Raw genomic sequence first — 23,052 nt, 5'->3', positions numbered from 1 at the left:
GCTGTCCTCCGCCCGCCCACAACGCATCGACGATGCCCCGGCTCCGCACGGCGAGCGGTACGCGGCAGCTAACCCGAGCCGTACGACATTTCCTCGGCTTCCACCTCGCTCCGGCTCGAACCACCGGCCCGGGCTGGACGCGTTGGTGCAACCGCTTCCTAACCCGACGCTCCGCCCGTGTCCGCAGGCTGGTGACCTGCAGCTTCTTTACTTCTTCGGTCGGGCGCAGGTCGCGGCGTTGCGGTGCTCGCTTGCTGAAGATCAGCAGACCGGATCGTTCGGTCATCGGTGAGCCCTGGATCACGTTCGGTGAAGGGCGGGACTGTCGATTCGCGGCAAGCTCGTGTTCGGTTTGCGGGGTGTGGAATCTGATCGTCTCGGTACGGAACAACCACGAGATAGCTGCCGCGGTAGCGGGATGACTCGTGTGGGCCGGTAAACGCACGCCTGTCGGCTCCGCCTGAAAGGTTGAGGCGAGGATCAGTAGCCAGAGTGTCGGGATGGCGGTGTGGACGCGTACCAAGGTGTCGGTGAGTGTGCGGGTGCAGGGATGCGGCTGCGGTGGAGGTTGTGCAGAGTGGTGTAGGGAAACAGAACGATCATCACGACCCAGACGACCATGCAGTACGGGCAGAGCGCGCCGATGCGGTAGAGGCTTTGGAAGAACAGCCAGTGCACGAACCCGATGCCGAACACGGTGCCGGTCTGCAGGGCGAGCCACCACCAGCGGGGCAGCCAGGCCCTTGCCAGGACGGCGGCGCCGGTGGCGGCCACGACGGGGAAGGTGGCCAGGCCGATGAGCGGGTTGGCGAAGCCGAACACCTCGGCCTGGCTGGTGGTCATGATGGAGCCGCAGGACAGACGGGGTTGATGGAGCAGCTCGGGACGTAGGCCAGGTTCTTGAGCAGGGCCATCTTCTCGATGATCAGGACGAACGCCGCGAGGGCGCCGACGAGCCCGCCGATGGTGAGGACCCATCCGACGAGGCGGTCGGACAGCCCGGCACCGGGCTCGGGGTCCGTCTCGTGTGTTTCGCCGCGCCTATGGCCGACCTTGGAGGTGCCACCCACACCCGCCTCGAGCGTCCGGCTGGTTGAACGGGCGCGGCCCGGTAGCCGTGGACCCTGATGCCCGGGAAGCGGTGGGTATGGCTGCGTGTGTCTCGCCGAGATGGGTTGGCTGACGGTAGGAGATGCCGCCCGCCGCTTCATCGTCTGTGAGATTCGGTAGACCGCTGACGGAGATCTGCGACCTTGATCGCATCGCTTGAAGGCGCCGGCAATCCCGGACCCGCAGACGAGGGCCATCCGAGAAAACCGATCAGACGAAGGGGAACGCGACGGCGGCGAGGCTGTGGATCGGCGTGGACATCGGCAAGACCTACCACCACGTGGCCGCGGTCGACGGTGACGGCCGATTGGTCTACTCCCGCCGGGTCGCCATGACGAGACCGCCCTGCTCACCGTCATGGTCGAAGTCTCCGCCGTCGGGCGACCGGTCCGCTGGGCAGTCGACGTCACCAGCGGCCTGTCCGCGCTGCTGCTGACCTGCTGTGGCGGCGGCAGGTTCAGGTTCGCTACGTCTCCGGCACGGTTGCGTTCCACATGGCCGCCGCGTTCGCCGGGGAGAACAAGACTGGTGACCAGTGTGCTTGACTGTGGTCCGGCTGATGCCGTCTGGGAAGTTGGCGAGGTTCCGGCGAGGGTTCTACGAGTGCTTGACTGCCCGGGCTGACGCGTTGTTCGACCTGACGGACGCGGTGCTGTGCGCCGACGGCAGCGCATCGCCGAGTTGGAGCGTGAGAACGCCGAGTTGCGCCCGCGCAAACGGGATCTTGAAGGCGGCGGCGTCTTTCTTCGCGCGGGAGATGACCCGCCCAGGTAGTCCGGCTGGCCCGGGCCACCCTGACAAGGGCCGCGGATTGGGCCCGCAGACAGGACCCCAGCGTGCCCGGGTATACCACCAGCAGATGGTCGAACGGGGCGCCGACCACCTCAAGGGCCTGCTGCGTCGTGGGGGCCCGCCTCGCCGAGCGGCTCCGGACGGTGATGCGCCGCGGCATGCCGTACGTCATCTGCGACACCGACGGCACACCGGTCACTCCGGAGCAGGCCAGGCACATCATCGCCGAGCGCTGGACCGTGACCGAGGACGTGCGCCGCCGGCGGCGCAGCAACAAGAGCAGGGCGGGGAAGACCCCTCACCAAGTCCTCACGGGGCATGATCAACGAAGCGCTTGAAGCGCAGCAACGAGGCGAGCTTTTCCCACACCGATCCTCCGCGACACCGTCACGGAGCGTCAAGCCAGCACGCGGCTTGACAATCGATCCCCCGATAGGAAATCAGCGGGCCTTGAGTCGGCGGCGCCCGATGCGCGGGGCGAGCCGGAGCAGGGCCATGCCGGCGATCAGGAGCGTCACGCCGGCCACGAGCGACCAGGTAATGCTCACACCGGTGGTGGGCAGGGTGGCCGAGCAGCCGGCGGCGGCAGCGGCGCATCCGCGGTTGTACATGATGAGTGCCTTTCTTCTCAGGAGTTGATCCATACGCGGTCGGTTCCGCACACGGTCTGGGCAAGGGCTCGCCAGTAGGCGAACGACCGGACTTGCTCGTAGCACCACTCGGGGAGCAGCGCGGCTGCGGTGAGGAGTGCCCACCAGCCCTGCCGGCGAACGGTGACGACCCGCTCCAGCACGAACACGGCGGTGATCGGGAGCCAGCGGGGGTCCCACGCGACGAAACCCATCAGAAACCAGCTCACGATCAGGGTGATCACGTAGAGCGGGACGAGTAGCGAGCTGGTGTAGATACCGAGCTGGCGCAGCCAGTTGCCGACGTTCCACCAGCGAAGGCCGTACAGGCGTAGCGAGTCGAGCATGCCGCGCTGCCAGCGCACCCGCTGGGTGATGAGGGCTTGGACGGTGGGCATGGAGTCGGTGATCGCGTCGAATCCGGGCGCGACCCGGGGCCGGTAGCCCATGGACTGGACTGCGAAGGTCATCTCGATGTCCTCAGTAGCCGGATCGCGGTGGTAGAACTCGCCCGGGTAGCCGGGCAGGTCACCGCTGGCGCGAGCGGCCATGATCCGCCGGACCACCGGGACGGGGAACAGGGTGGCCACCCCGGACAGGACGATTGCCTTGCCGCCCTTGCGCCAGATCCAGCGGGAGAACCGGGCGTACTCGTTGCCCTGGAGAATGTCCAACAGCCGCGGCTGCCGGCCCAGTCGGTAGTCGGCGCAAACCGCGCCGACGCCGCGGCGCCCGAGCTCGCGGATCCCGGCGGTGACGGCACCGGGGGCCAGGATGCTGTCCGCGTCCGTCACCAGCAGCATGTCACGGTCGTCCAACTGCGGCAGCAACAGGTTGATGGCCCAGTTCAGGGCGCCCGCCTTCTTGTGCGGATTCGGGCCGGGCATCTCCCACACCTCGGCCCCGGCCGCCCATGCGACCTTGGCGGTGTCGTCAGAGCAGTTGTTCGGTACGACGATCAGCCGGTCCACGGGACGGGTCTGCGCGAGGAGGGCGCGGATGGTGTTCGCGATGGTGGCCGCCTCGTTGTAGGCGGGCACCACCACGACCACCCGGGTGCGCCAGTAGACGCTCATGCGGCGCCCGCCCGTGAAGTCGTCGGCATCTCCGAGCAAGTCCCGTTTCTGTCGCTGAACATGTCACGTCCGTTGTGGGGTCGGTGCGGCCGCAAGATGCGAACGAGCAACGCTGTCCCGTTCGCATTAACGAGACACAATGACGAAAGTGACCCTCAATCGCGAGTGAGCCTCGATCACATCCAGTTCAGTCGTTTCAGGCGCACGGAGGGCCGGCAGAAATGACCGAACGGCGGAATTTCGGAACACTCAATCAGTCGACAGGGCGGCGGCACCTTACTCAGTCGCCGGCGACAGAGCGTTCAGGTCTCGGCCAGACTGCAGGCCGGGCAGGAGGATCGGGAGCGGGATGGGGCCAGACGCGTGCACTGAACGGCAGTCAAGTACGCCCAAGAGTCGATGAAGTGATCTCAACGAGCGTCCCCTCTGTGTCAGCCTGGGAAGAGGCAGGTTAACCTGCTGAAACGTTGACCCTGTGAGGGCGAGCAAGGAACCACTACCCCTGTGACAACGCACGAACCGGTACCTGACCCTGAGGTGCCGGCCAAGCCCCGGACCAGGACGTACACCGCCGTCTACAAGGTGCGGATCCTGGCCGAGTACGAGACCCTGGACAAGCCCGGCAAGGGCGCGTTGCTGCGTCGTGAAGGCCTGTAGACGTCGTTGATCGCGGCGTGCAAGCATCAGCGTGACGCGGGGACGCGGGAGGCTCTGGCCAAGCCCGCAGGTCGGCCGAAGATCAACCCCGCCGTGCGGGAGGCCGTCCGGCTGCGCGCCGAGAACGAGCGGCTACGGGCCGAGCTGAACAAGGCCCGCAAGGTGATCGAGGTTCAGGGAAAACTCTCCGCGCTGCTGGGTCAGTTGGCCACCGACAGCGCGACCGAGCAGGGCGAGACGAGATGATCGACGCCACTGTCGAGGCGGCGATCGCGCAGCCGGTCGTCAACGTGTACACGGTCGCGGCGAACACCGCCCGAGCCTCGACGCGGTGCGCCACCACCCTGCGGACGTCGAGGCGGCGGCGGGATCAACGGGGCGACCAGCTCCCACAACTCATCAGACACCCACTGGTGAACCACACGCTCGTCCACAGTAGACATGATCTACCACCAAGGTCAGCCCACCGCCACCTGAGACACGCTCTTACGGCCGGAACACGATCCGTTTGGTGCCCGTCGTTGGCCCATTGCATCCCCCGATTTCGCTGCAACCAGTGCCCTACCTGCCCGCCCCAATCCATACGTTGTGACGTGATGAAGGTGCGGGCGCTATCGGAGAGATAGGGAGGGGCGGCTGTGACTGATATCTCGGCAGACCGTACAAGCGGCTTCTGCTCGCCGCGGGCTCCTCCGCATGCGAGGAGTTCCAAAGATGAGAACCACACATGACTCGGCCCTGTGAGTTGACCTCTGCCGATCTAGGCGCAATCGCCCGCCAAGCAAATCCCAAGTTGAAAGGATCCCACATGTCGAACTTCTCAATGCGGCGTGCTCTGAGCGTCCTGACGATCGCCGCCGCAACGACGGCCACCTCCGTACTCGGGCTCGGCTCCGCCGCGGAAGCGAAGGTGGTCTGCTCTGCTGGTACGTGGGGTGGCAACCACGGCTGGGGTGACTGCACGGAGAACTCGGTTCCCGGCCCCCGGAAGTGGCAGTTGAAGACCGCCTGCTCCTGGGGAAGCACCGCTTCCAGTGGAATCATCACCGGGCCGGGTCACGTCGACACGACCTGCCCCTGGCCGCAGTCCGCGAGCTACTCATACATCGTGTACTACAACTGACAGGTCCGGCGGAGGCCAGGCGGATCCCTTACCGCTGAGCTGGCGGCAGTTCCGATCCATCGACGCAGTGTCATGGGATCAGAAGGGCCTCGGACCTCTTCGCGATCGGCAAACGCAGGGATAGCCGCTTTCGCGCGAGCCGGCCGGTGGGCTGTCAGGAGGATGTGACAGCCCACCGGTGCAGCTTTGAACGGTCCGACCTGAAGATGATCGAAGCGCTCAGGATCGAAATTAGCGACGCTCCCTGTAGTGAAGTAATCAAAATATTGATTCGATCAATGTCGTCGTGCACCGTGTGGACGTGTCCTTCGCCAACGGATCACGCTACGTGGGCTGGTTGTTGCGGACCAACCGGCGGCTCGCGGTGAACTCCGAGTTTCAGGTGGCACGAAACTTCGCTCGTGCTTTCCGAACAGACGCGGAGCCCGGACTTGCGCCGTCACAGATCACCCGGTGGGAGCAGGGCACCACGACCGCCAGCCGGGAAGTAGTCCGCCGATACGAGCAGCTCCTGGAAGCGTCTCCTCAGTCCCTCGTCGTTCTTGCTGACACGATACGTCGCAGCGAAGCAGCCGGGCCCCTCGAAGTCACGGACGGCCGGTCCGACGACCAGCGCTTGCTCTACCAATACCTGGACCGAGTCCTTGCTCCCGGCGAGATGGCGGGAGCTGACTGGGCCAGGCTGACGGAGCTGATTGCCGGGCAACCGGCACTGGTGCTCTATCCGCCGCGGCTGTGGTGTGCGATCGCCGAGCAGGTACTGAGTGAACTCGTGGTCTCGGAGAACAACGCATGGCTGCAACGGCAGGAGGCACTCAGCCGCCTGTTGGAGCACCCGATCGCTCGTTCCCACGTTGTAGCGACATGCGTTGCCCTGGCCGAAGACCGCTCTTCTCCGGCTGTCATCGAGCCCGTTTCGCTCCTCGACGTGGTAGCGCACAAGGACGGAAACAGGTACGTCCTCCAACAGATCGAGAATCCGAGCAGCGATCGCGCGCGCTACGCCGGCCTGCTGGCTGCGGTGCGCAAGGTACGCCATGGTCACTTCACGAGCGACGAGCAGTTTTGGCTCGCCCGTGTCGTCCAACAGGCAGTGGCCGACCCGGCGCTTGATGCGGCGACAGCGCCGCTACTCAGCCAGGTGGCGGCGTTACTCGACCGCCGCATGGCTGGGCAGTCAGCGTTTCCGCGACGCCGCTGGGTGCCGCACTCGGACGCACTGACCGCCATCGGGGCGGTGGAGTATCCGCCGGGTGCGCACTCGGTAAGTCAGCGCATCGCCGACCTGGCACAGTGCCGCCTGGCCGACGATCGCCACGGCCGAGACGCCGTGCTGGCGGAACTCGTCGGCAAGGCGCTGTTCGATGCCAATCCAGATGTGCGGCTGACTGCCACCATGCTCATAGCCGCGACCCCATACCGCGACGCCGTGGCCGCCGCACTGCTGGCCCAGCTTCACAGCGACCTGTCGCGCCGGGTCGAGGAGATTGCTCCGTCGGCGTTGAGCACGTTGACCACGTTCGGTGTCGACATCCACCGGCCGCTCATGCGGACTCTACTGATCCATGACGGTTCCAGCGCGGACCTTCGCCACGCCGCAGCCTGGGCCACACCCCATTGCGCTGGCGTATATCCGCTCCACGTCTGGCGTCGGATACTCGCCGAGCAACATGGGGCGTGGTTGCGGAGGCCCTCGGCCACGGGCGAATCTATCCTGCATGGCATCGCCTACGGAATCGGCACAGACCGACACTACGAACTGCTGGCGGAACTGCGGCAACGCGGCGACCTGCCGGATGCCGTCCGGCAGACCGCACAGTGGCTGTTGTCTTCACCGCCAGACTCACCGGCCTGACGGGCCGGCCTGACCACACGCTCACGGTGACCGAAGTCGTCCGCGCCAACCAAACCCGGTCCGTCCCTTCCGTCTGCAGGTTGTTCCCGGACGGGCCGTGACGGCCGGGGGGTGACGCGTTCAAGCGGTGCAGTTCGGATTTGGCTATCCCGAGCGCCGTGACTATCAACGGCGGCCGCGGCGCCGGCTCACTCGTCGTTGACGACTCGTAGCGACGACCAGGCGCTGAATCGAGGGTTTACTCGGTGCGGGTGTGAGGTTCCGTCAGGTGCTGGTGGGCGAGAGGGCGTCGAGTACGCCGGTGATGCCGAGGACTCGACGGGCGGTTCTGCTGGGGTTGGTGACGACGAGTTGTCTCCCGCTCGCTGTCGCGGTGTTGCGGGCGGTGATCAGTGCGCCGATGACAGTCGAGTCGATGAACTGGACCGCTGCCATGTCGACGTCGACCCGCTGCGCTGCGTTGATCGTGTGGGTGAGGAGGTCCAGGAGGTGGGCCGCTCCGTTGACGTCGATTTCTCCTCGGAGCTGGACGATTCTGCGGTCCGGCTCGACGTGAACGTGGTGCTGCCAGCTTGGCTGGGGGTTCATCATGTGGTGCCCTCCCCAGGGCTGCTGAGATCGTCGTTGTGTCGTGCGGCCGATGCGGCGCTGATGTTGGGGCCGCTCGATGGCTGCAAGCATACGGTGACCGTGGCGGTCACTCCGTCGGGGCGGTGGGTGAGGATGAGCCCGTCGGTCAGTTGGTGGGCTAGCCACAGTCCCCGCCCGCCGGGCACATCGGCCGTCGGTGGCCGCACGGGCAGATTGTCAGTCGTCTCGCCCTGGTCGGTGATCTCGCAGATGAGGGTGTCTTCTTCACGGCGTAACTCGATGCGCCCGTGGCCGCCGCCATGGCGGACGGCGTTGGTGATCAGTTCGTGCGCGGCGAGAACGAAGTCGAAGCAGGGGTCGCCGGCGAGTCCCGCGGCGGAGACCTTCGCGGCGAGCGCGTGTCGGAGCGCGGTAACAGTCGCGCCGGTGAAGTGCTGTGACATCAGGGTCGTGACCGCGCGACGGTGTGGCCGTGCCGGGTCCGCCGGCTCGGGCCCCCACACGTCCGCACTCATGCTGGCAGGCTACCTATCCCTGCAAGATCCGCGACCCTTGCTCGCCGACAAGTATCCCCAGCTCACGGCACCCGCCGGTGATCACCCGACTGCGAAACTGATACTCGCCGTCCCGGCAGCGGCCACGCCACCATCGGTCTCTCACATCTCCACCACTGAGTCTTCCGGCCTGCTCGGCGAGCAGGCCGTCGTGGCCGAACCACTCCGCAGTACCCGCCCGGGCAACCAACCGCCGCCTCTCGCGCGGCCGCCAGGGCAGGATGCCCGCTGATCCCGGCATTGGAGCCGGCTCCCGGACCCTTACCCCTCGCATTGGCGCTGCCGCCTACAGCATCCTTCTCGCAAGCTTGAGGGCGTCCCGCACCGCCCGGTGGAAGTCTTCCCTGCGCCTGTCGGCGGGCGGCAACACGTCGCTACCGTCCAAGGTGCGACTCGCGTTGAGGAGCAGACCGCCTGCCTCCCCTGCACTGCGACGCACCGCTGGACGTCGCGACTGCGTCCGCTTGTGCATCAGCACTGTCAGGTCGTTGATGTCCTGCCGCAGCTTCTCCAGTTCGCGCCGGTACTTGTCGGCTCGTGCCTGCTCGAAGAAGCCCAGTTTCCCGCCGCCGATCCGGGCGCTGCCGGGCGCCAGCGTATGTGCGGCGCTGTTCTGCGCCAGAACCCGCCCGTCCGCGCTGTAGGTAAAAAGCGGCATACTGGTCGCGTTAGCCCATTCGAGGGCTTGCGGGGTATAGCCGTTGAGGCTGTAGAAGAACGGCTTGGCGGCTGCGGCTTGGGCCACTCCGAAGAGGTCACGAAGTGGCGGTTGACCGACAGGTTGCGCCCAATGCTTCACTTGCGCCACGGCACCCGTCGCCAGGACGTCCACCCCAGCGTCGGCGCCCGCCTGTGTGCATCGGGCATCCGCATAACCGAGCAGCCTCAGGTGCCACACCGCCAGCTGTTCGGCCTGCCTCCAGTCCACTGCGGGTGGGCCGAGGCCAGACGGATCCGCGCCACCCATTGCCGCATGAGGTGGTGTCTGGCCCAGTGGCGCCCCAGCGCCAACGCTTCCTTCCGCGGCCGGCGCACCCTCGGCGGCCAGCACCTGCGCCAATCGTGTCAGCGCGATCTGAGGCACGTCCTCGACCTTCACCTGGTCGGTGGGCGTGTGCAGTACGGCCGTGCCGTGTCCAGGCTTCGCGAAGCGTGGCTGCAAAAGCTCGAGCCTCACCGATGCCGCCGGAACGATCCGCGGCGGCGGACCGGCGGAGGCGAGGAGCCCAACCGAAACGACGAGCACTCTGCCGTCGGCCACGACGACGGCAACGGCGACTCCGCCGCTCCGTCCGCGCGCAAGGGCCGTGACACGCTGTGCCGGACCTAGAGCCTCGAGGACCGCCTGACTGTCGCGGATGTCCTTGCAGCCGGACTCCCTGAACAATTGAGCGGTTCGAGGATCGGTCGACAGCAAGGGCGGGGTGCGCATCATTATTTCTTACTGGAGGCCTCTCGCGCGACGCCAGTGGCCGGTCGGCCCTTCCCGCGGCACGTGGGACCTGCTCCGGATCTTTCAAAGGGCCGCAGCGAATACTGGGGCGGTCAGCGGGCTGTCGGGCAAGGCGGACCGGATCTTAAGGAAGGCGGACGCGGCGATTTACCACCACAAGCGTTCGCGCGATGCGGTCGCCCGCGCCGGCGGTTGGCCCTTCTCCTTATGAGTTCGAGGGTGCCGCCGGTGATCGGTAGCGGAAGACGCGGCTGACGAGGTAGCCGCATCCCGCCGCGGCGAAGAGCCCGGCCAGCCAGACGATGACCAGACCGGTCGTGGCCCAGCCGGAGCGGTGGCCCGGGACGAAGACGAGGCGCAGGGTCCAGCAGAGCGCGAGCAGGCTCGCCCCGGGGAAGCAGATGAGCATTGGCACGTACCAGTCGATCAGGCGGTCGGGTCGGCGGTTCCGCGCGACCCACGCCGACCAGCCGAGGCCATCCGGCACTCGCGGGCTGAGCTGCTCGGATATGTACCGCGACGCCCAGCGGATGGCGGAGCGCTGTCCGATGTAGCGCCCGCAGAGCAGGTAAGCAGTCCGTCGGCGAGCCCCATCCGCTGCTGATCGACGCCTCCCAGTACGGCGTCCACCACTGGGCGACCGACACGACCCGCCTGCTGGTCGACCTGGTCCTGCAGGTCCGCCGCCCGGGCATCGAGTCGATGCTTTGGTCGGGCCTCGCAGCTGAGGCCGGCTTCGCGACCGGCCTGTGCGACTGCACCGGAAGCCTTGAGCCCGACCCCGGCAGTCCCACCGACGCCTACATTCTCAAGCTGGTCACCGAGCGCGCCACATACCTGTGTCTCGACGACCTGGAGCCGCGCAGGGTGGACTGGCACTGGCAATGGCACGTCGCCCTGGCCCGCGAATTCCTGCGCCAGGGGTCACGCCCGGGCCTGCTGCCGACCCGGGCCGTCCTCGCGCTGACCGCGGCCGCCCGCCACCTGGAGCAGGCGGCCGCAGCCTTGGCCGACTGACCGTGTGGATGGCCCTCAAGGCTCCGGATGTGGCGAATACGTAGAGGCCAGCCTGTGCTCGCAGTTCGCGGGTGAGCTGGAGAACTGACCGACGCCGTAGGTGTGACGGGCGCGGGGGCGACAACTCATCCCCAGGGGCAGCCGCGGGCGAAGCTCTGCCGCCCGGGTGGATAGCCGGGTGCTCCCGTCAGTTGAGGTCGGGACCGGCGCGGCCCGGTCGGCGTCCACCCGTTGCGGCCCTTGTGGCAGATCGCCGGGCCCCGCAAGGCGCCCCTGCCGCTCGAGACTCGTGACCACACCCGAGGGTGACGACGCACTGGCCACGGGTGGGGAAGAACACCAGTCCTGGAAAGAACTTCCAGCTCCGAGTGCAGCATGGAAGGATTTCTTTCGGTCGATGCCGTTGGTACTGTGCTGCCCGTGCATCCCCCTCCCACCGTCACCGCCCCACCGGATGACCACGCACCGACCACGGATTCCCCCCGCCCCACCGCCCGGCGAGGGAAGCCAGCGCGCCTCGAAACCGGCCTCGGGTGGCTGCTGTTGCTGCCGTCCGTCGTGGTCTTCGCGCTGTTCGTGTTCTGGCCGCTGGGGCGGACGCTGTACCTGTCCGTGCACGGTAACGACCTCTTCGGCGCGCCGTCGGTGTACGTCGGCGCGGAGCACTACCGGGAGATGCTGTCCGCCGAGTTCGGCAAGGTGCTGGCCACCACGGGCCTGTTCACGCTGCTCTCCGTGGTGCCGGCCGTCCTGGGCGCGCTCTTCGTGGTGCTGCTGCTGGAGGCACGCATCCGCGGCGTACGGGTGCTGCGCACCGCGTTCGCGCTACCGTTCGCGTTCTCGGTCGCGACCGCGTCGGTCGTCTTCGCCGTCATCTACAATCCCGCGATCGGCGTGGCGAACGGGGTGCTCGGATCCTTCGGGATCGACCGGGTCAACTGGCTCACCGATCCGTCGATCGCGCTGCCCGCCGTCTGCGCCGCGACGGTGTGGATGAACTTCGGTTACAACGTCCTCGTGCTCTCCGCCGGCGTCGCGGCGATCTCACCTGAGGTGGTCGAGGCTGCGCGGCTGGACGGTGCGACCGGCTGGCGGCTGGCGTCCCGGATCACCGTGCCGCTGCTCTCCCCGCAACTGTTCTTCCTGGTCGTGGTGTCCACGATCCACGCGTTGCAGAGCTTCGGACAGATCCACATCCTGACCAAGGGCGGCCCCGACCAGGCCACGACGACCCTGGTCTACTCCATCTACGAGAAGGCGTTCGCCTTCGGGTCCTCCGACTTCGGATCAGCCAGCGCCCAGGCCGTCGTGCTGCTGATCGTCATGCTCGGCTGTACGGCTGTCCAGTTCGGCATCCTCGAGCGGCGGGTCCACTATCGATGAAGAAGTTCCGTCTCGGGCAGGCCGCCGTCTACGTCGTGCTCGGCCTGGCCCTGATCCCGGTCCTGTTCCCCATCTACTACGGCTTCGTCGGCGCCGTGATGGGCCCCGGTGACCTGGCGACCTACCCGCCCGCGCTGGTGCCGCACGAGCTCTACTGGCAGAACATCACCGACGTCTTCCGCTCGGTGCCGCTCGGCCGCTTCTACGTCAACTCGGCGGTCCAGGCCGGGGCCATCACGGTGGCCCAGATCGTCACCAGCATCCTGGCCGCGTACGCCTTCGCCTTCCTTCGCCTGCCGGCGAAGGCGGCGACCTTCGGTCTGTTCCTGGCCACTCTCATGGTGCCGTGGGAAGCGATCATCATCCCCAACTACCTGGCCATCTCCGGGTGGGGGTTGGCGCGGGGCGGGTTGGCCTACCTCGGTCTCGTGCTGCCCTTCCTCGCCTCGGCGTTCGGCACGTTCCTGCTGCGCCAGGCCTTCCTGCAGTTCCCGACCGAGCTGCGCGACGCCGCGGTGATCGACGGGTGCGGCCACTGGCGCCTGTTGTGGCGGGTCATCGTGCCCCTGTCCAAGCCCTCGATCGCGGCGGTCGGGGTCTACGTCTTCCTCTCCGCGTGGAACCAGTACTTCTGGCCGCTGATCCTGATCCGCGACTCCGAGTACCAGACACTGCAGATCGGCATCTCCCAGCTCAACGACGCCGAGGCGGCGCAACCGGGCCTCGTCCTCGCCGGCGTCGCGCTGTCCCTGCTGCCCACACTGGCCGTCGTGCTCTTCGGCCAGCGCTACATCGTCCGTGGCCTCACCGCCGGCGCGCTGCGTTAATTCGTCAAGAGGAGAACCTGTGAGACAACCCAAGCCCCGCCGGGCAATGACGGCATTCGTCGCCCTGGTAGCCGCCGCCGCGCTGACCGCGTGCGGTGGTTCCGGGTCCGGCACCGATTCCGGCAAGGACGCGCTCGAGGCGCCCGGCGCGGAGGTGCTCGAGAAGGCCACCGACAAGACCACCATCGAGTTCTGGCACGGGATGAAGGGCGCCAACGCCGAGGCGATCGACAAGCTGGTCGCCGACTTCAACGCCCAGAGCGGTGGCAAGGTCGAGGTCAAGCCCATCTACCAGGGCAACTACGACGAGACCATCGCCAAGTACAAGGCGTCGGTGCAGCAGAAGAGCACTCCGGCGCTGGTACAGATCTACGACATCGGCTCCCGCTTCATGGTCGACTCCAAGCAGACCGTGCCGATGCACAAGTTCATCGACAAGGACAACTTCAACGCGGGCGACATCGAACCGAACATCGCCAACTACTACTCGATCGACGGCAAGCTCCAGTCGATGCCGTTCAACACGTCCACCCCGCTGCTGTACCTGAACAAGGAGGCCTTCGTCCGGGCCGGCCTCGACCCGACGAAGCCGCCGCAGAACCTCGACGAGATCGGGGAGATGGCGAAGAAGCTGACCGTCAAGGACGCCGGCGGCAAGACCGTCCAGTACGGCTTCGGCGCCGCCATCTACGGCTGGCTGGTGGAGCAGCTGATCGCCACGGACGGCAAGGAGTACTGCGACAACGGCAACGGCCGCAAGGGCCTCGCCACGAAGGTGCAGTTCGACCAGGAGACCGGCGTGCGCGTCGCACAGTGGTGGGCGGACCTGGTCAAGGGCGGCTACGCGACGAACACCGGCCGCAAGACCGACGACGCCCAGGCCGCCTTCAAGGCCGGCACGGTGGCGATGCACCTGGAATCCACGGGCGCCATGCGCGGCTACATCGAGGCGGCCAAGGGAAAGTTCACCGTGCTCACCGCGCCGTACCCGAAGGCGAGCAGCTCCTCGACGGGCGGGCCGATCATCGGCGGCGCCTCGCTGTGGATCAACGGCGTCGGGCACAGCGACAAGGAGAAGCGGGCCGCCTGGGAGTTCGTGAAGTTCGCCCTGACCCCGGCCCAGCAGGCCAAGTGGCACACCGGCACCGGGTACGTGCCGGTCAACGCCAAGGCGCTCGACGAGCAGATCGACAAGGACTGGGTGGCGCAGTACCCCCAGTTCAAGACCGCCGTCGACCAGCTGCACGCGCTGCCGCCGTCGGTCGCGTCGGCCGGCTGCCTGCTCGGCGTGATGCCGCAGGCGCGCAAGGCGTCGGAGGACGGCCTGGAGGCGGCGATCGTCGGCAGCAAGCCGGCCGACCAGGCCATGAAGGACGCCGCGGCGAGCGTGCAGGCCGCGATCGACAGCTACAACAAGTCGGTTAGCTGACCACAGCGTCACCGACGAGGGGACACCTCGGGACGAGGGGCCGGCTCCGGATGGGTCGGCCCCTCGTCGTCGACGTGACCGTGCAGCATCGTCTTCAGGGCGTACGGGTAGTTGGTGATGATGCCGTCGACGCCGAGGTCCAGGGCCCACTGCCACAACTCCGGCGAGTCGACCGTCCACGGCACCAGGGCCATGCCCGCCTCGATGACGCGGGCGCGTCATCGCGCCGGAGCCGACACCCCGATTAGTGCGTGACTTTTGCGGGCGTGGATCCTTGAGGATGGCCTGCTTCTCGGCGGGGATGGCGGGGCGAAGGTCTGTGTCGTGCCATTGATCGCGATGGTCGCCGAGCGCAGCGGCCGCGGCTGCTTGATGACGTTGCGGATCGCCAGCTGAGTCGGCAACCGAGACCTCGCCGCCGGCGCTGGTGGCTCTCTGCAAGGATGGTGGCCGTGGCGAGCTTCCACGCGCGGTACGTGTCCGGTGATCCCGACGACGTATGGCGCGACCTGCGCGGTCTTGGCCTACGGGTCTTCGACGCCCCGTACCGCGAGGACGCCGAGGCGGTGGCGCGCGAGTTCGCCGACCGTGCCCGCAGGAACGTCGAGACGCTCGTTGAGCGGCTGCAGGCGCGGGGCTTCCGTGCGCAGGAGAACGACGACGAGGGGACGCCGTGTCGCGCCCACGTTCCCCCGTCGCCGGGCGCGCCCGCGCTGGCCGACTGGTTGGAGGTGACGTTCGCGCCGTTCCCGATGACGGTCAGCGCGTGGATCCGGCAGGTGGGCGATGTGTGGCTCGTCGGGGAATTGCCGGGTTGGCCCGCCAGCGTGCTCGCGGACCCGTTGGTGGTGCAGCTCGAGTGGGCCGAGCGGGGCGGCTCGCGCTCCTACTACGAGACCGAGTACGCCGCGTACCTCAGGGACACCGCGCGCCGGGACGCCGGCATCCCGTTTCAGCTCGACTACGCGCCCGACGAGCTCCACAAGGCGAACATCAGCGGCGACGCGCCCTACGGCATCGACCTGCCCGGGCCCGGAATCGACGGGAAGGTGGGGCCCGCGATCTGGTTCGTCGACGATCTCAACACTGCGTTCGCGGCCGGCGGCTTTCCCGGTGCGCTGTGGGACGAGGGCTACCAGGAGCCGCCCGCCGGATTGCGTGAGTCGCTCGCCGCGGGGCTGCTGCGGCTCTGAGGCCGCCAGACGGCTGGCCGGTCAGACCCAGTTGACTCATTCGGTTAGTGCGGGAAAACAGCCCCACCTGCAGGTATCACCGCAGGTGAACGCGACGCGGGTCTCACGAGCGCGGCACCGTGAGCCAACTCAGGGTTACAACAAGTCGGTTAGCTGACCACAGCGTCACTGCCGAGGGGACACCTCGGGACGAGGGGCCGGCTCCGGATGGGTCGGCCCCTCGTCGTCGACGTGACCGTGCAGCATCGTCTTCAGGGCGTACGGGTAGTTGGTGATGATGCCGTCGACGCCGAGGTTCAGGGCCCACTGCCACAGCTCCGGCGAGTTGACCGTCCACGGCACCAGGGCCATGCCCGCCTCGATGACACGGGCCGCGTCATTGCGCCGGAGCCGGTGGATGTCCGGGTTGACCGAGTAGATCCACCCGTCGAGGTCGGCCAGCTTCCCGGCCGCCGGCACGTCGTAGGTGATCAGCGAGACCGGGACATCGGGCAGCTGCGTGTGGAAGTCCCGCAGGGCCTGCTCGTCGAAGGACCCGACGATCAGCGGCTGTCTCCGGCCATCCGGTGCGACCCAGTCGCGCCGCCCGCGCAGCCGGGCGACGACCGCCCGCGCCAGCCCGGGATTCACCGCCGGCGACTTCAGCTCCAGGTTCAGGCCGACCCGGTACCCGAGCAGGTCGAGCACCTCGTCGAGGGTGAGGATCTGCTGGCCGGTGAAATCGCCGCCGTACCACGCCCCGACGTCGAGTTTCCTCAGCTCGGCCAGGGTGAAGTCGTGCACGTTCCAGGGTGCGCGGTCCGGAAACGCCAGCCGTGCGTCGGTGGTGCGCTCCAGGGTCACGTCGTGGATGATCACCAGCTCGCCGTCGGCGCTGAGCTGCACGTCGGTCTCGATGTAGTCGGCGCCCTCGGCGATCGCGAGCTCAAAGGCGGCCGCAGTGTTCTCCGGCGCCATGCCGGACGATCCCCGGTGCGCGTACGTCGCGGCGCCCCGCCTCGATGACGGACTCGTACTCATTCAGGAACTCCGAAAAAAGGGGCGACGGTGGCCGCCGCCGGTACCGGTAGTGGCTGTGCGGGCGGCAGGAGTAATGATCACTCAGAAGCGGGCGGGGGACCACCCGGCGACGAGCCGTGCGGCGTCGCCGCCCGCGCCGTGCAACAGCAGCCCGTCCCGTCCGTCGCGATGATGAGCATGGCCCGGCGGGGATGGGAGCGGGGGAGGGCCAGGTGCGCTCGGTGCACTCGCACGGTGGGGAGTTGTCGCCGTTAGGCTGACCTTTTCCCGGCCGCGCCACCTGGAGAAACGCCCATGTCCGACAGCGTCTTTGCACAGTTCACCGCCGACGACGACCAGCTCGCCGTCGCGTTGCTCGTGCAGCCGGCGATCAACGCCGCCCTGGTGCACAACCGGGTGCCGCTGGTCCGCCACCTCACGCTGGTCAACCGCGGTGCGGAGCCGCTGTCGGACGTGACGCTCACCCTCGAACTGCGCGGGCCCGACGGCGCGCTCACCGAGCCGTGGACGCGTACCCTCACCACCCCGCTGCGGTGCGGCGCGAGCACCGGCTGGGACGACTTCCGCGACGTCACCCCGGACCGCGCGCTGCTGTACCGCACCGACGAGGCGTTCCCGGTCGACTACCTGCTCACCGTCGAGGCCAACGAGCAGGAACTGCGGCTGGTCGCACCGTCACGAGTGCTGGCGCACAACGAGTGGTTCAACAGCCCGGCCCTCTATGACAGCCTGGCCGCCTTCGTGCAGCCGAACACCCGGGCGGTCGAGGCGGTGCTGCGGTCGGCGGCGCAGCTCCTGCTGGCGCGCACCGGGTCCGGGTCGCTGCAGGGCTACCAGGAGGGCTCGGAGCGGGCGGCGCTGGTCGCCGGCGCGGTGTACGAGGCGCTGCGCCAGCTGGAGATCACCTACCAGACCCTGCCGGCGTCGTTCGAGAACAGCGGCCAGAAGGTCCGCACGACGGCCGCGGTGCTGGACGGGCGGCTCGGCAACTGCCTCGACCTGTCCGTCACCTACGCCGCCTGCCTGGAGGCGGCGGGCCTGCACCCGCTCATCTTCATCAGCGAGGGGCACGCCTTCGGCGGCTTCCTGCTGGAGGAGGAGCGGCTCGGCGCGACCGCCGTCACCGAGACGAACCTGCTGATCTCGATGGTCGACTCGGGCCGGGCGGTGCCGGTCGAGCTGACCCGCATCGGGCCCGGCGCGCAGTCCGCGACGTTCACCGAGGCGGTACGGGTCGGGCTCGGCCACTTCCGCGGCGAAGTCCACCGGCTGCAGGGCGTCGTCGACGTGCACCTCGCCCACCGCTCCGGCATCCGCCCGCTGCCGTCGGCCGACGAACTGGTCGCCCCCGCACCGGTCGACGCCCAGACGAGCACGGGCACCGACACCGAAGCCGCCTCCCTCGACCTGCCGCCCGGGGTCGCCGCGGCCAAGCTGCGCCAACTCGCCGACGAGGGCGACGAGGTGCCGCAACCCGCCGACGGCTCGCCGGCGCGTATCCAGCAGTGGCGCAAGTCGCTGCTCGATCTGAGCCTGCGCAACCCGTTGCTCAACCTGCCCAAGCGTGGCCGGGGCCTGGACCTGCACGTGCCCGCCGGCGCCCTGGCCCTGCTCGACGACCTCATCCACGACGGCCGGCAGGTGCAGGTCATCCCGCAGGACGACATCAGCCACGTCCACGAACTGGCCGGCGCCCGCCGGGCGCAGGACCTCGACGCCGAGATTCTCACCCGGGAGTTGCGCACCGACCGCCGGGTCTACGGCGCGGTCACCGAGGCCCGCTACAAGACCGTCATGCGGGCGTTGCAGCGCGAGGCGCGCACGATGGAGCAGGAGACCGGCAGCAACTACCTCTACCTGACCATCGGCACGCTGGTGCACACCAAGACCAGCGGGGGAGAGGCCTACGCGCCGCTGTTCCTGCTGCCGGTGCGCATCGAGGGCGGCGCCGGCCGCCGGCCGTACGCGCTGGTCATCGACGGCACCGAGGTGGCCAGCCCGAACCACTGCCTGATCGAGTGGCTGCGGGTCAAGCACGGTGTGCGCATCCGGGAGCTGGAGCAGCCGGTCCTCGACGAGCACGGCATCGACATCGCCAAGACCCTGGCCGCGATCAACACCGGGCTGGTCGACAACCGGCTGAACTACCGGATCGACGAGACGGCCAGCCTGCGGCTGCTGCAGTTCTCCACCTTCCAGATGTGGCGGGACCTCGGCGACCACTGGCCCCGGTTCATGGAGAACCCGGTCGTGCGGCACCTGGTGGAGTCCTCCGGAGCCACCTTCGACGACCCGGCCCGCCCCGAGCACCAGGTGGAGGTGGCCGTCGACGAGGCGGAGCTGCACCTGCCGATCCCCGCCGACGGCTCCCAGATGCAGGCGATCGTGATGGCCGAGCGCGGCCACTCCTTCGTCCTGGAAGGCCCGCCCGGCACCGGCAAGTCGCAGACCATCACCAACATGATCGCCCGTGCGGTCGCCGCCGGCCGGTCGGTGCTGTTCGTCGCCGAGAAGCAGGCCGCCCTCGACGTCGTGAAGCGCCGCCTCAAGCAGATCGGCCTCGGACCGTTCGCCCTGGACCTGCACGGGCGCAAGCAGTCCCTCAACGCGATCCGCCAGCAGCTGCGCGACGCCCTCGACCAGTACGACGGCGGCGGCGACGGCGACTGGACGGCCGTCGAGACGGCCTACCGGACCCGGCTCGCGCCGCTGGTCGAGTACCCGGAGCAGGTCCACACCGCCAACCCCGTCGGGATGTCGCTCTGGTCGGCCTACGAGCAGGTCCTCGCCTACGGCGACGGCCCGGCCGCCCCGATCCCGGTGAGCTACCTGCACGCACCCGCCGAGGTACGCGCCCAGGTGGAGCGGACCCTGCGCGAGTTCCCGGCCGCCGCCCGCTCGGCGCGGGTCCGGCCCGAGCACCCCTGGGCGCTCAGCGGCTGCCGCGCCCTCGACGGGCTGCACGCCGCGGCCGTCACCGAGATCGCCGCCGAACTCGAACGCCTCCGCGCCGACCTCGCCGGCCACCCGCACCTGGTCGGGCTGCTGCGGACGCTGCCCGCCCCGGAAACCGTCACCGAGCTGCAGGCCGGCGCCTGGCTCGCCGTACGCGGACTGCTGCCGGACCGGGAGACCACCCTGCGCGCCGGCGACCGGCGGTGGGACGAGGCGGCGGCCCGGCTCCAGGCCGACCTGGCCGCCTTCGGTCAGGGTTTCGCCGGTGAGCTGGCCACCTTCCGGCCGGACGTCTACGCCCGCCCGGAGCTGACCGGCTGGCACGCCGAGGCGGAGGAGGCGGCGAAGAAGCTGTTCGGCAAGCGCAAGCGCCGCCAGGCCGTCGTCGACAAGCTGGCCGTGCACCTGGTTGCCGGCGCGACGCTCGACGTCGACCGGGTGGAGGTGACCACCGGCCGTCTGGTCGCCGCGCAGGCGCAGGCCGCCGCGCTGCACCAGCACGCGGTGACCCTGGGCGGCCTGCACCTGCCCGGCTGGCAGCCCACCAACCCGGACGCGCAGCAGCGGCTGGCCGAGGCGGTCGAGGCGACCCGGGCCGGCCGGACGCTGCTGGCCCGGCACCCGCAGGCCTGGGAACTGTTCCAGCGCGGGGTCACCGACGCCGACGCGGCCCTGCTGGACCGGGTCGCCGCCCGGTGGCGGGCCTGGCGCGGGGTGCTGCGCTCCGGCGAGCCGGAGCTGGCGCTGTGGTCCGCCGGCGCGCACTGGGTCGACGCCTGGCAGCGCGACGGCGCGACCTGGCTGCACGACCTGCGCACCGAGGAGCTGTTCCCGCTGCGCCGCTGGGCCACCGTGCTCACCCACGCCGACGTGCTCGCCGCCGCCGGTCTCACCGACTACCGGGACCAGCTGCTGCGCGCCGAGGTGACCGCGCAGCTCGCCGAGGAGGCGTACCGGCGCGGCGTCGCCGCCGCGTCCCTCGCCGAGCGGGTTCGGGCCGGCGGCCTGCAGTACTTCGACCCGGAGCTGCACGACGACGAGATCACCCAGTTCGAGGCGGCCGCCGGTGAGCTGCGCTCGGCGCTGCCCGAGCGGCTGCCCGCGGTGCTGGTCCGCCGCCGCCCGTTCAGCCCGACCGACCGGCGCGGCCGCTTCGCCGACTTCGCCGCGGAACTGCGCCGCAAGCGCGGCGGCCGGTCCTTCCGCGAGCTGTTCGAGCTGTACCCGGACGCGGTGCTGGCGTTGACGCCGTGCGTGCTGGTCAGCCCCGCCTCGGCGGCGAACTTCCTGGCCCCCGGAAGTCAGCGCTTCGACCTGGTCATCTTCGACGAGGCGTCGCAGATCCGGGTCGCCGAGGCGATCGGCGCGATGGGTCGCGGCAGCGCCGTGGTGGTCGTCGGTGACTCCCGGCAGATGCCGCCGACCAGCATCATGCAGGCCAGCCACACCACCGACGGGGTCGACGACGGCGACGGCCCGGTGCTGGAGGACCTGGGGAGCATCCTCAGCGAAACCGTCGAGTCGGGCCTGCCGCAGCGCTGGCTGTCCTGGCACTACCGCAGCCACGACGAGTCGCTGATCGCCTTCTCCAACCGCTACTACTACGACAACAAGCTCTCCAGCCTGCCGTCGCCCGGCGCCAGCGGCTCCGCCGGCATCACCTGGCGCCGGGTCGACGGCCAGTACGACCGCGGCGGCGCGCGGACCAACGAGGTCGAGGCGCGGGCCATCCTCGCGGACATCACCCGGCGCCTGCACGACCCGGCCACCGCCGGCCAGTCCATCGGCGTGGTCACCTTCAACATCCAGCAGCGCGACCTCATCCTCAACCTGCTGGAGGACAGCACCGAACCGCTCATCCGCGAGCACCTCTCCGGCGCCGTCCCGGAACCGATCTTCGTGAAGAACCTGGAGAACGTGCAGGGCGACGAGCGGGACGTGGTGCTGTTCTCGCTGGCGTTCTCCACCAACCCAGAGACCGGCCAGCTTCCGCTGAACTTCGGCCCGCTCAGCCAGGCCGGCGGCGAGCGGCGGCTGAACGTCGCCATCACCCGGGCCCGCCGCCAGGTCGTGCTGTTCTCGTCGTTCGACCCATCCGACATCGACTTGTCCCGCACCTCGGCGGTGGGCACCCAGCACCTGCGGGCGTACTGCGAGATGGCCGCCGCCGGCGCGGACCGCCTGGGCGACCTGGTCACCGACCGGACCGAGCGGCGCAGCCGGATCCGCGACGAGGTCGCGGCGGCACTGCGCGAGCAGGGCTACGAAGTACGGACCTCGCACGGCCTGTCCGACTTCACCGTCGACATCGCCGTGCGCCGGCCGGGATCGGTTCGCTGGCAGGTGGCCGTCATGCTCGACGGCCCGGACTGGGGCGCCCGCCCGACCGTGGCCGACCGGGATTCCGCGCCGGGGCTGCTCCGGTCGATCATGGGCTGGCCGGAGGTCGTCCGGTTCTGGCTGCCGGCGTGGATCCACGACCGGTCCGCCCTGGTACAGCGGGTCGACGAGGCGATCGCCCGAGCCGAGGCCGCCGCGGCCGAGCCGACGGAGGCCGCCGCGCCTGGCAACGAGGTCGACCTGCCGTCGCCCCGAGCCGGCGAGGAGGTCACGCAGCCGCGCGTCGCGCAGTCCGGTCCGACCGACGACGTCGAGTTCTCCCGGCCACCCGTCGCGGGGCAGGCCGACCCCGCCGACACGTCGCCGGCACCCGTCACCGGCCTGGCCGCCCCACCCGCGCCGGCTCCGGTCGTGACAGCATCGGCGGCGCCGGCTCCCGTCGCGATCGCACCACCGGCGGCCACTGGCGGCATCGCGGTCAGCCCGTTCGTCCCGTACGCCGGAACGCCGCTCGGTGACCAGAGCGACCTCGACCTGCTCGGCAGCGACCAGCGGGTGCGCGGGCTGGTCCGGGAGGCGTTGCGCGAGATCCTCGCCGCCGAGGGGCCGATCGAACAGCACCGGCTGGCCCGCCTGGCGCTGGCCCGGTTCGGTTTCCTCCGCACCCGGGAGGACCGGCGCGTCGCCGTGCTCACCCTCGTCGACGCGCGCCGGCTCTACGACCACCCCACCGTGGGCCGGTACGCCTGGCCCGAGGGGACGGACCCGCAGACCTACCGCGCGTACCGGGTCACCCAGGCCAGCAACGACCGGGCGTTCGAGGAGATCCCGCCGGAGGAGGTGGCCAACGCGTTCGCACACGTCCTGCGGGACGTGCCGCGAATGGACGAGGAGCGGCTGCTGCGCGCCGGGCTGGAGCGCCTCGGCTACCGGCGGCGCACCGACAAGATCGACAAGCTGCTCCGGTACGGCCTCCAGGTCGCCCTGACCAGCGGCCGCCTCCGCCACGACGGGGAAGGACGCATCACCCTCGGCTGACCGACTGGCC

The 23,052-nt window shown here is 69.2% G+C and carries 19 protein-coding genes and 2 pseudogenes; 12 read left to right on the top strand and 9 right to left on the bottom strand.

Annotation, left to right across the window (positions count from 1 at the left end; translation table 11 throughout):
• Positions 1-469: 469 nt before the first annotated feature.
• A pseudogene (locus tag GA0070609_RS33610) lies at positions 470-998 on the bottom strand (vitamin K epoxide reductase family protein); the annotation flags it as partial.
• A gap of 353 nt (positions 999-1,351) precedes the next feature.
• On the opposite strand from GA0070609_RS33610, the pseudogene GA0070609_RS35325 reads away from it, so the two are divergent.
• Both GA0070609_RS35325 and GA0070609_RS33185 read left to right on the top strand, forming a co-directional pair.
• Positions 1,352-1,637 (top strand): annotated as a pseudogene (locus GA0070609_RS35325) (IS110 family transposase); the annotation flags it as partial.
• Positions 1,638-2,060: 423 nt separating this feature from the next.
• Positions 2,061-2,240, top strand: coding sequence for a hypothetical protein (locus GA0070609_RS33185; protein ID WP_157748152.1), 180 nt, complete (start codon positions 2,061-2,063; stop codon positions 2,238-2,240).
• 102 nt (positions 2,241-2,342) lie between these two features.
• Here GA0070609_RS33185 and GA0070609_RS33180 read toward each other — a convergent pair whose 3' ends face one another.
• Complete coding sequence (locus GA0070609_RS33180) at positions 2,343-2,546, bottom strand: hypothetical protein (protein WP_197700288.1); 204 nt, start codon at positions 2,544-2,546, stop codon at positions 2,343-2,345.
• Positions 2,531-3,607, bottom strand: a complete 1,077-nt coding sequence (locus GA0070609_RS14060) for a glycosyltransferase family 2 protein (protein WP_088994226.1) — start codon at positions 3,605-3,607, stop codon at positions 2,531-2,533. Before GA0070609_RS14060 ends, GA0070609_RS33180 begins: the two co-directional genes overlap by 16 nt.
• Positions 3,608-4,111: 504 nt before the next feature.
• Here GA0070609_RS14060 and GA0070609_RS33175 point away from each other — a divergent pair.
• The 4 genes from GA0070609_RS33175 to GA0070609_RS14050 all read left to right on the top strand — a co-directional run bounded on the left by GA0070609_RS33175 (position 4,112) and on the right by GA0070609_RS14050 (position 7,242).
• Positions 4,112-4,264: a hypothetical protein gene (locus tag GA0070609_RS33175; RefSeq protein WP_157748151.1), complete on the top strand. Its 153-nt coding sequence runs from the start codon at positions 4,112-4,114 to the stop codon at positions 4,262-4,264.
• A gap of 93 nt (positions 4,265-4,357) precedes the next feature.
• Positions 4,358-4,510 carry a hypothetical protein gene (locus GA0070609_RS33170; protein ID WP_157748150.1) on the top strand — a complete coding sequence of 51 codons (153 nt, stop codon included), beginning with the start codon at positions 4,358-4,360 and terminating at the stop codon, positions 4,508-4,510.
• Positions 4,511-5,072: 562 nt separating this feature from the next.
• A complete protein-coding gene (locus tag GA0070609_RS14055) occupies positions 5,073-5,387 on the top strand; it encodes a hypothetical protein (protein WP_088994225.1) in 315 nt (104 codons plus the stop codon).
• Positions 5,388-5,688: 301 nt separating this feature from the next.
• Positions 5,689-7,242 (top strand): hypothetical protein, encoded by a 1,554-nt coding sequence (locus tag GA0070609_RS14050; protein ID WP_157748149.1) that lies wholly within the window; start codon positions 5,689-5,691, stop codon positions 7,240-7,242.
• Between the two features lie 264 nt (positions 7,243-7,506).
• Here GA0070609_RS14050 and GA0070609_RS14045 read toward each other — a convergent pair whose 3' ends face one another.
• The 4 genes from GA0070609_RS14045 to GA0070609_RS14030 form a co-directional block, all read right to left on the bottom strand.
• Positions 7,507-7,833 carry an STAS domain-containing protein gene (locus tag GA0070609_RS14045; RefSeq protein WP_157748148.1) on the bottom strand — a complete coding sequence of 109 codons (327 nt, stop codon included), beginning with the start codon at positions 7,831-7,833 and terminating at the stop codon, positions 7,507-7,509.
• On the bottom strand, positions 7,830-8,348 hold the full coding sequence (locus tag GA0070609_RS14040; protein WP_088994222.1) for an ATP-binding protein: 519 nt from the start codon (positions 8,346-8,348) through the stop codon (positions 7,830-7,832). The genes GA0070609_RS14045 and GA0070609_RS14040 overlap by 4 nt, the downstream gene beginning before the upstream one ends.
• Positions 8,349-8,673: 325 nt before the next feature.
• Positions 8,674-9,822, bottom strand: a complete 1,149-nt coding sequence (locus GA0070609_RS14035) for a restriction endonuclease (protein ID WP_088994221.1) — start codon at positions 9,820-9,822, stop codon at positions 8,674-8,676.
• A gap of 223 nt (positions 9,823-10,045) precedes the next feature.
• Positions 10,046-10,255, bottom strand: a complete 210-nt coding sequence (locus GA0070609_RS14030) for a hypothetical protein (protein ID WP_157748147.1) — start codon at positions 10,253-10,255, stop codon at positions 10,046-10,048.
• A 287-nt stretch (positions 10,256-10,542) separates the two neighbouring features.
• Between GA0070609_RS14030 and GA0070609_RS14025 the strand changes: the two genes are divergently transcribed.
• The 4 genes from GA0070609_RS14025 to GA0070609_RS14010 all read left to right on the top strand — a co-directional run bounded on the left by GA0070609_RS14025 (position 10,543) and on the right by GA0070609_RS14010 (position 14,496).
• Entirely contained in the window at positions 10,543-10,857 is a 315-nt protein-coding gene (locus GA0070609_RS14025; protein ID WP_088994219.1) for a hypothetical protein, read from the top strand.
• 543 nt (positions 10,858-11,400) lie between these two features.
• Positions 11,401-12,240 carry a carbohydrate ABC transporter permease gene (locus GA0070609_RS14020; protein ID WP_197700287.1) on the top strand — a complete coding sequence of 280 codons (840 nt, stop codon included), beginning with the start codon at positions 11,401-11,403 and terminating at the stop codon, positions 12,238-12,240.
• The gene (locus tag GA0070609_RS14015) at positions 12,237-13,067 is read left to right on the top strand and encodes a carbohydrate ABC transporter permease (RefSeq protein ID WP_088994217.1); all 831 of its coding nucleotides are present in this window, start codon (positions 12,237-12,239) and stop codon (positions 13,065-13,067) included. Before GA0070609_RS14020 ends, GA0070609_RS14015 begins: the two co-directional genes overlap by 4 nt.
• A 19-nt stretch (positions 13,068-13,086) precedes the next feature.
• Positions 13,087-14,496, top strand: coding sequence for an ABC transporter substrate-binding protein (locus tag GA0070609_RS14010; protein ID WP_088994216.1), 1,410 nt, complete (start codon positions 13,087-13,089; stop codon positions 14,494-14,496).
• Positions 14,497-14,504: 8 nt separating this feature from the next.
• On the opposite strand, the gene GA0070609_RS14005 is transcribed toward GA0070609_RS14010, so the two are convergent.
• Entirely contained in the window at positions 14,505-14,702 is a 198-nt protein-coding gene (locus tag GA0070609_RS14005; protein WP_269459295.1) for a glycerophosphodiester phosphodiesterase, read from the bottom strand.
• A 246-nt stretch (positions 14,703-14,948) separates the two neighbouring features.
• Between GA0070609_RS14005 and GA0070609_RS13995 the strand changes: the two genes are divergently transcribed.
• Entirely contained in the window at positions 14,949-15,689 is a 741-nt protein-coding gene (locus tag GA0070609_RS13995) for a uroporphyrinogen-III synthase (RefSeq protein ID WP_088994213.1), read from the top strand.
• Between the two features lie 165 nt (positions 15,690-15,854).
• On the opposite strand, the gene GA0070609_RS13990 is transcribed toward GA0070609_RS13995, so the two are convergent.
• Positions 15,855-16,709 (bottom strand): glycerophosphodiester phosphodiesterase, encoded by an 855-nt coding sequence (locus GA0070609_RS13990; protein WP_088994212.1) that lies wholly within the window; start codon positions 16,707-16,709, stop codon positions 15,855-15,857.
• Between the two features lie 294 nt (positions 16,710-17,003).
• On the opposite strand from GA0070609_RS13990, the gene GA0070609_RS34870 reads away from it, so the two are divergent.
• Positions 17,004-23,042 (top strand): DUF4011 domain-containing protein, encoded by a 6,039-nt coding sequence (locus tag GA0070609_RS34870; RefSeq protein ID WP_088994211.1) that lies wholly within the window; start codon positions 17,004-17,006, stop codon positions 23,040-23,042.
• Positions 23,043-23,052 lie beyond the last annotated feature (10 nt).

The sequence above is a fragment of the Micromonospora echinaurantiaca genome, assembly GCF_900090235.1.
In the GTDB taxonomy this organism is placed as follows: domain Bacteria; phylum Actinomycetota; class Actinomycetes; order Mycobacteriales; family Micromonosporaceae; genus Micromonospora; species Micromonospora echinaurantiaca.
Note: the sequence above shows the minus strand (reverse complement) of the source record. Positions and strands in the feature narration are given on the sequence as shown.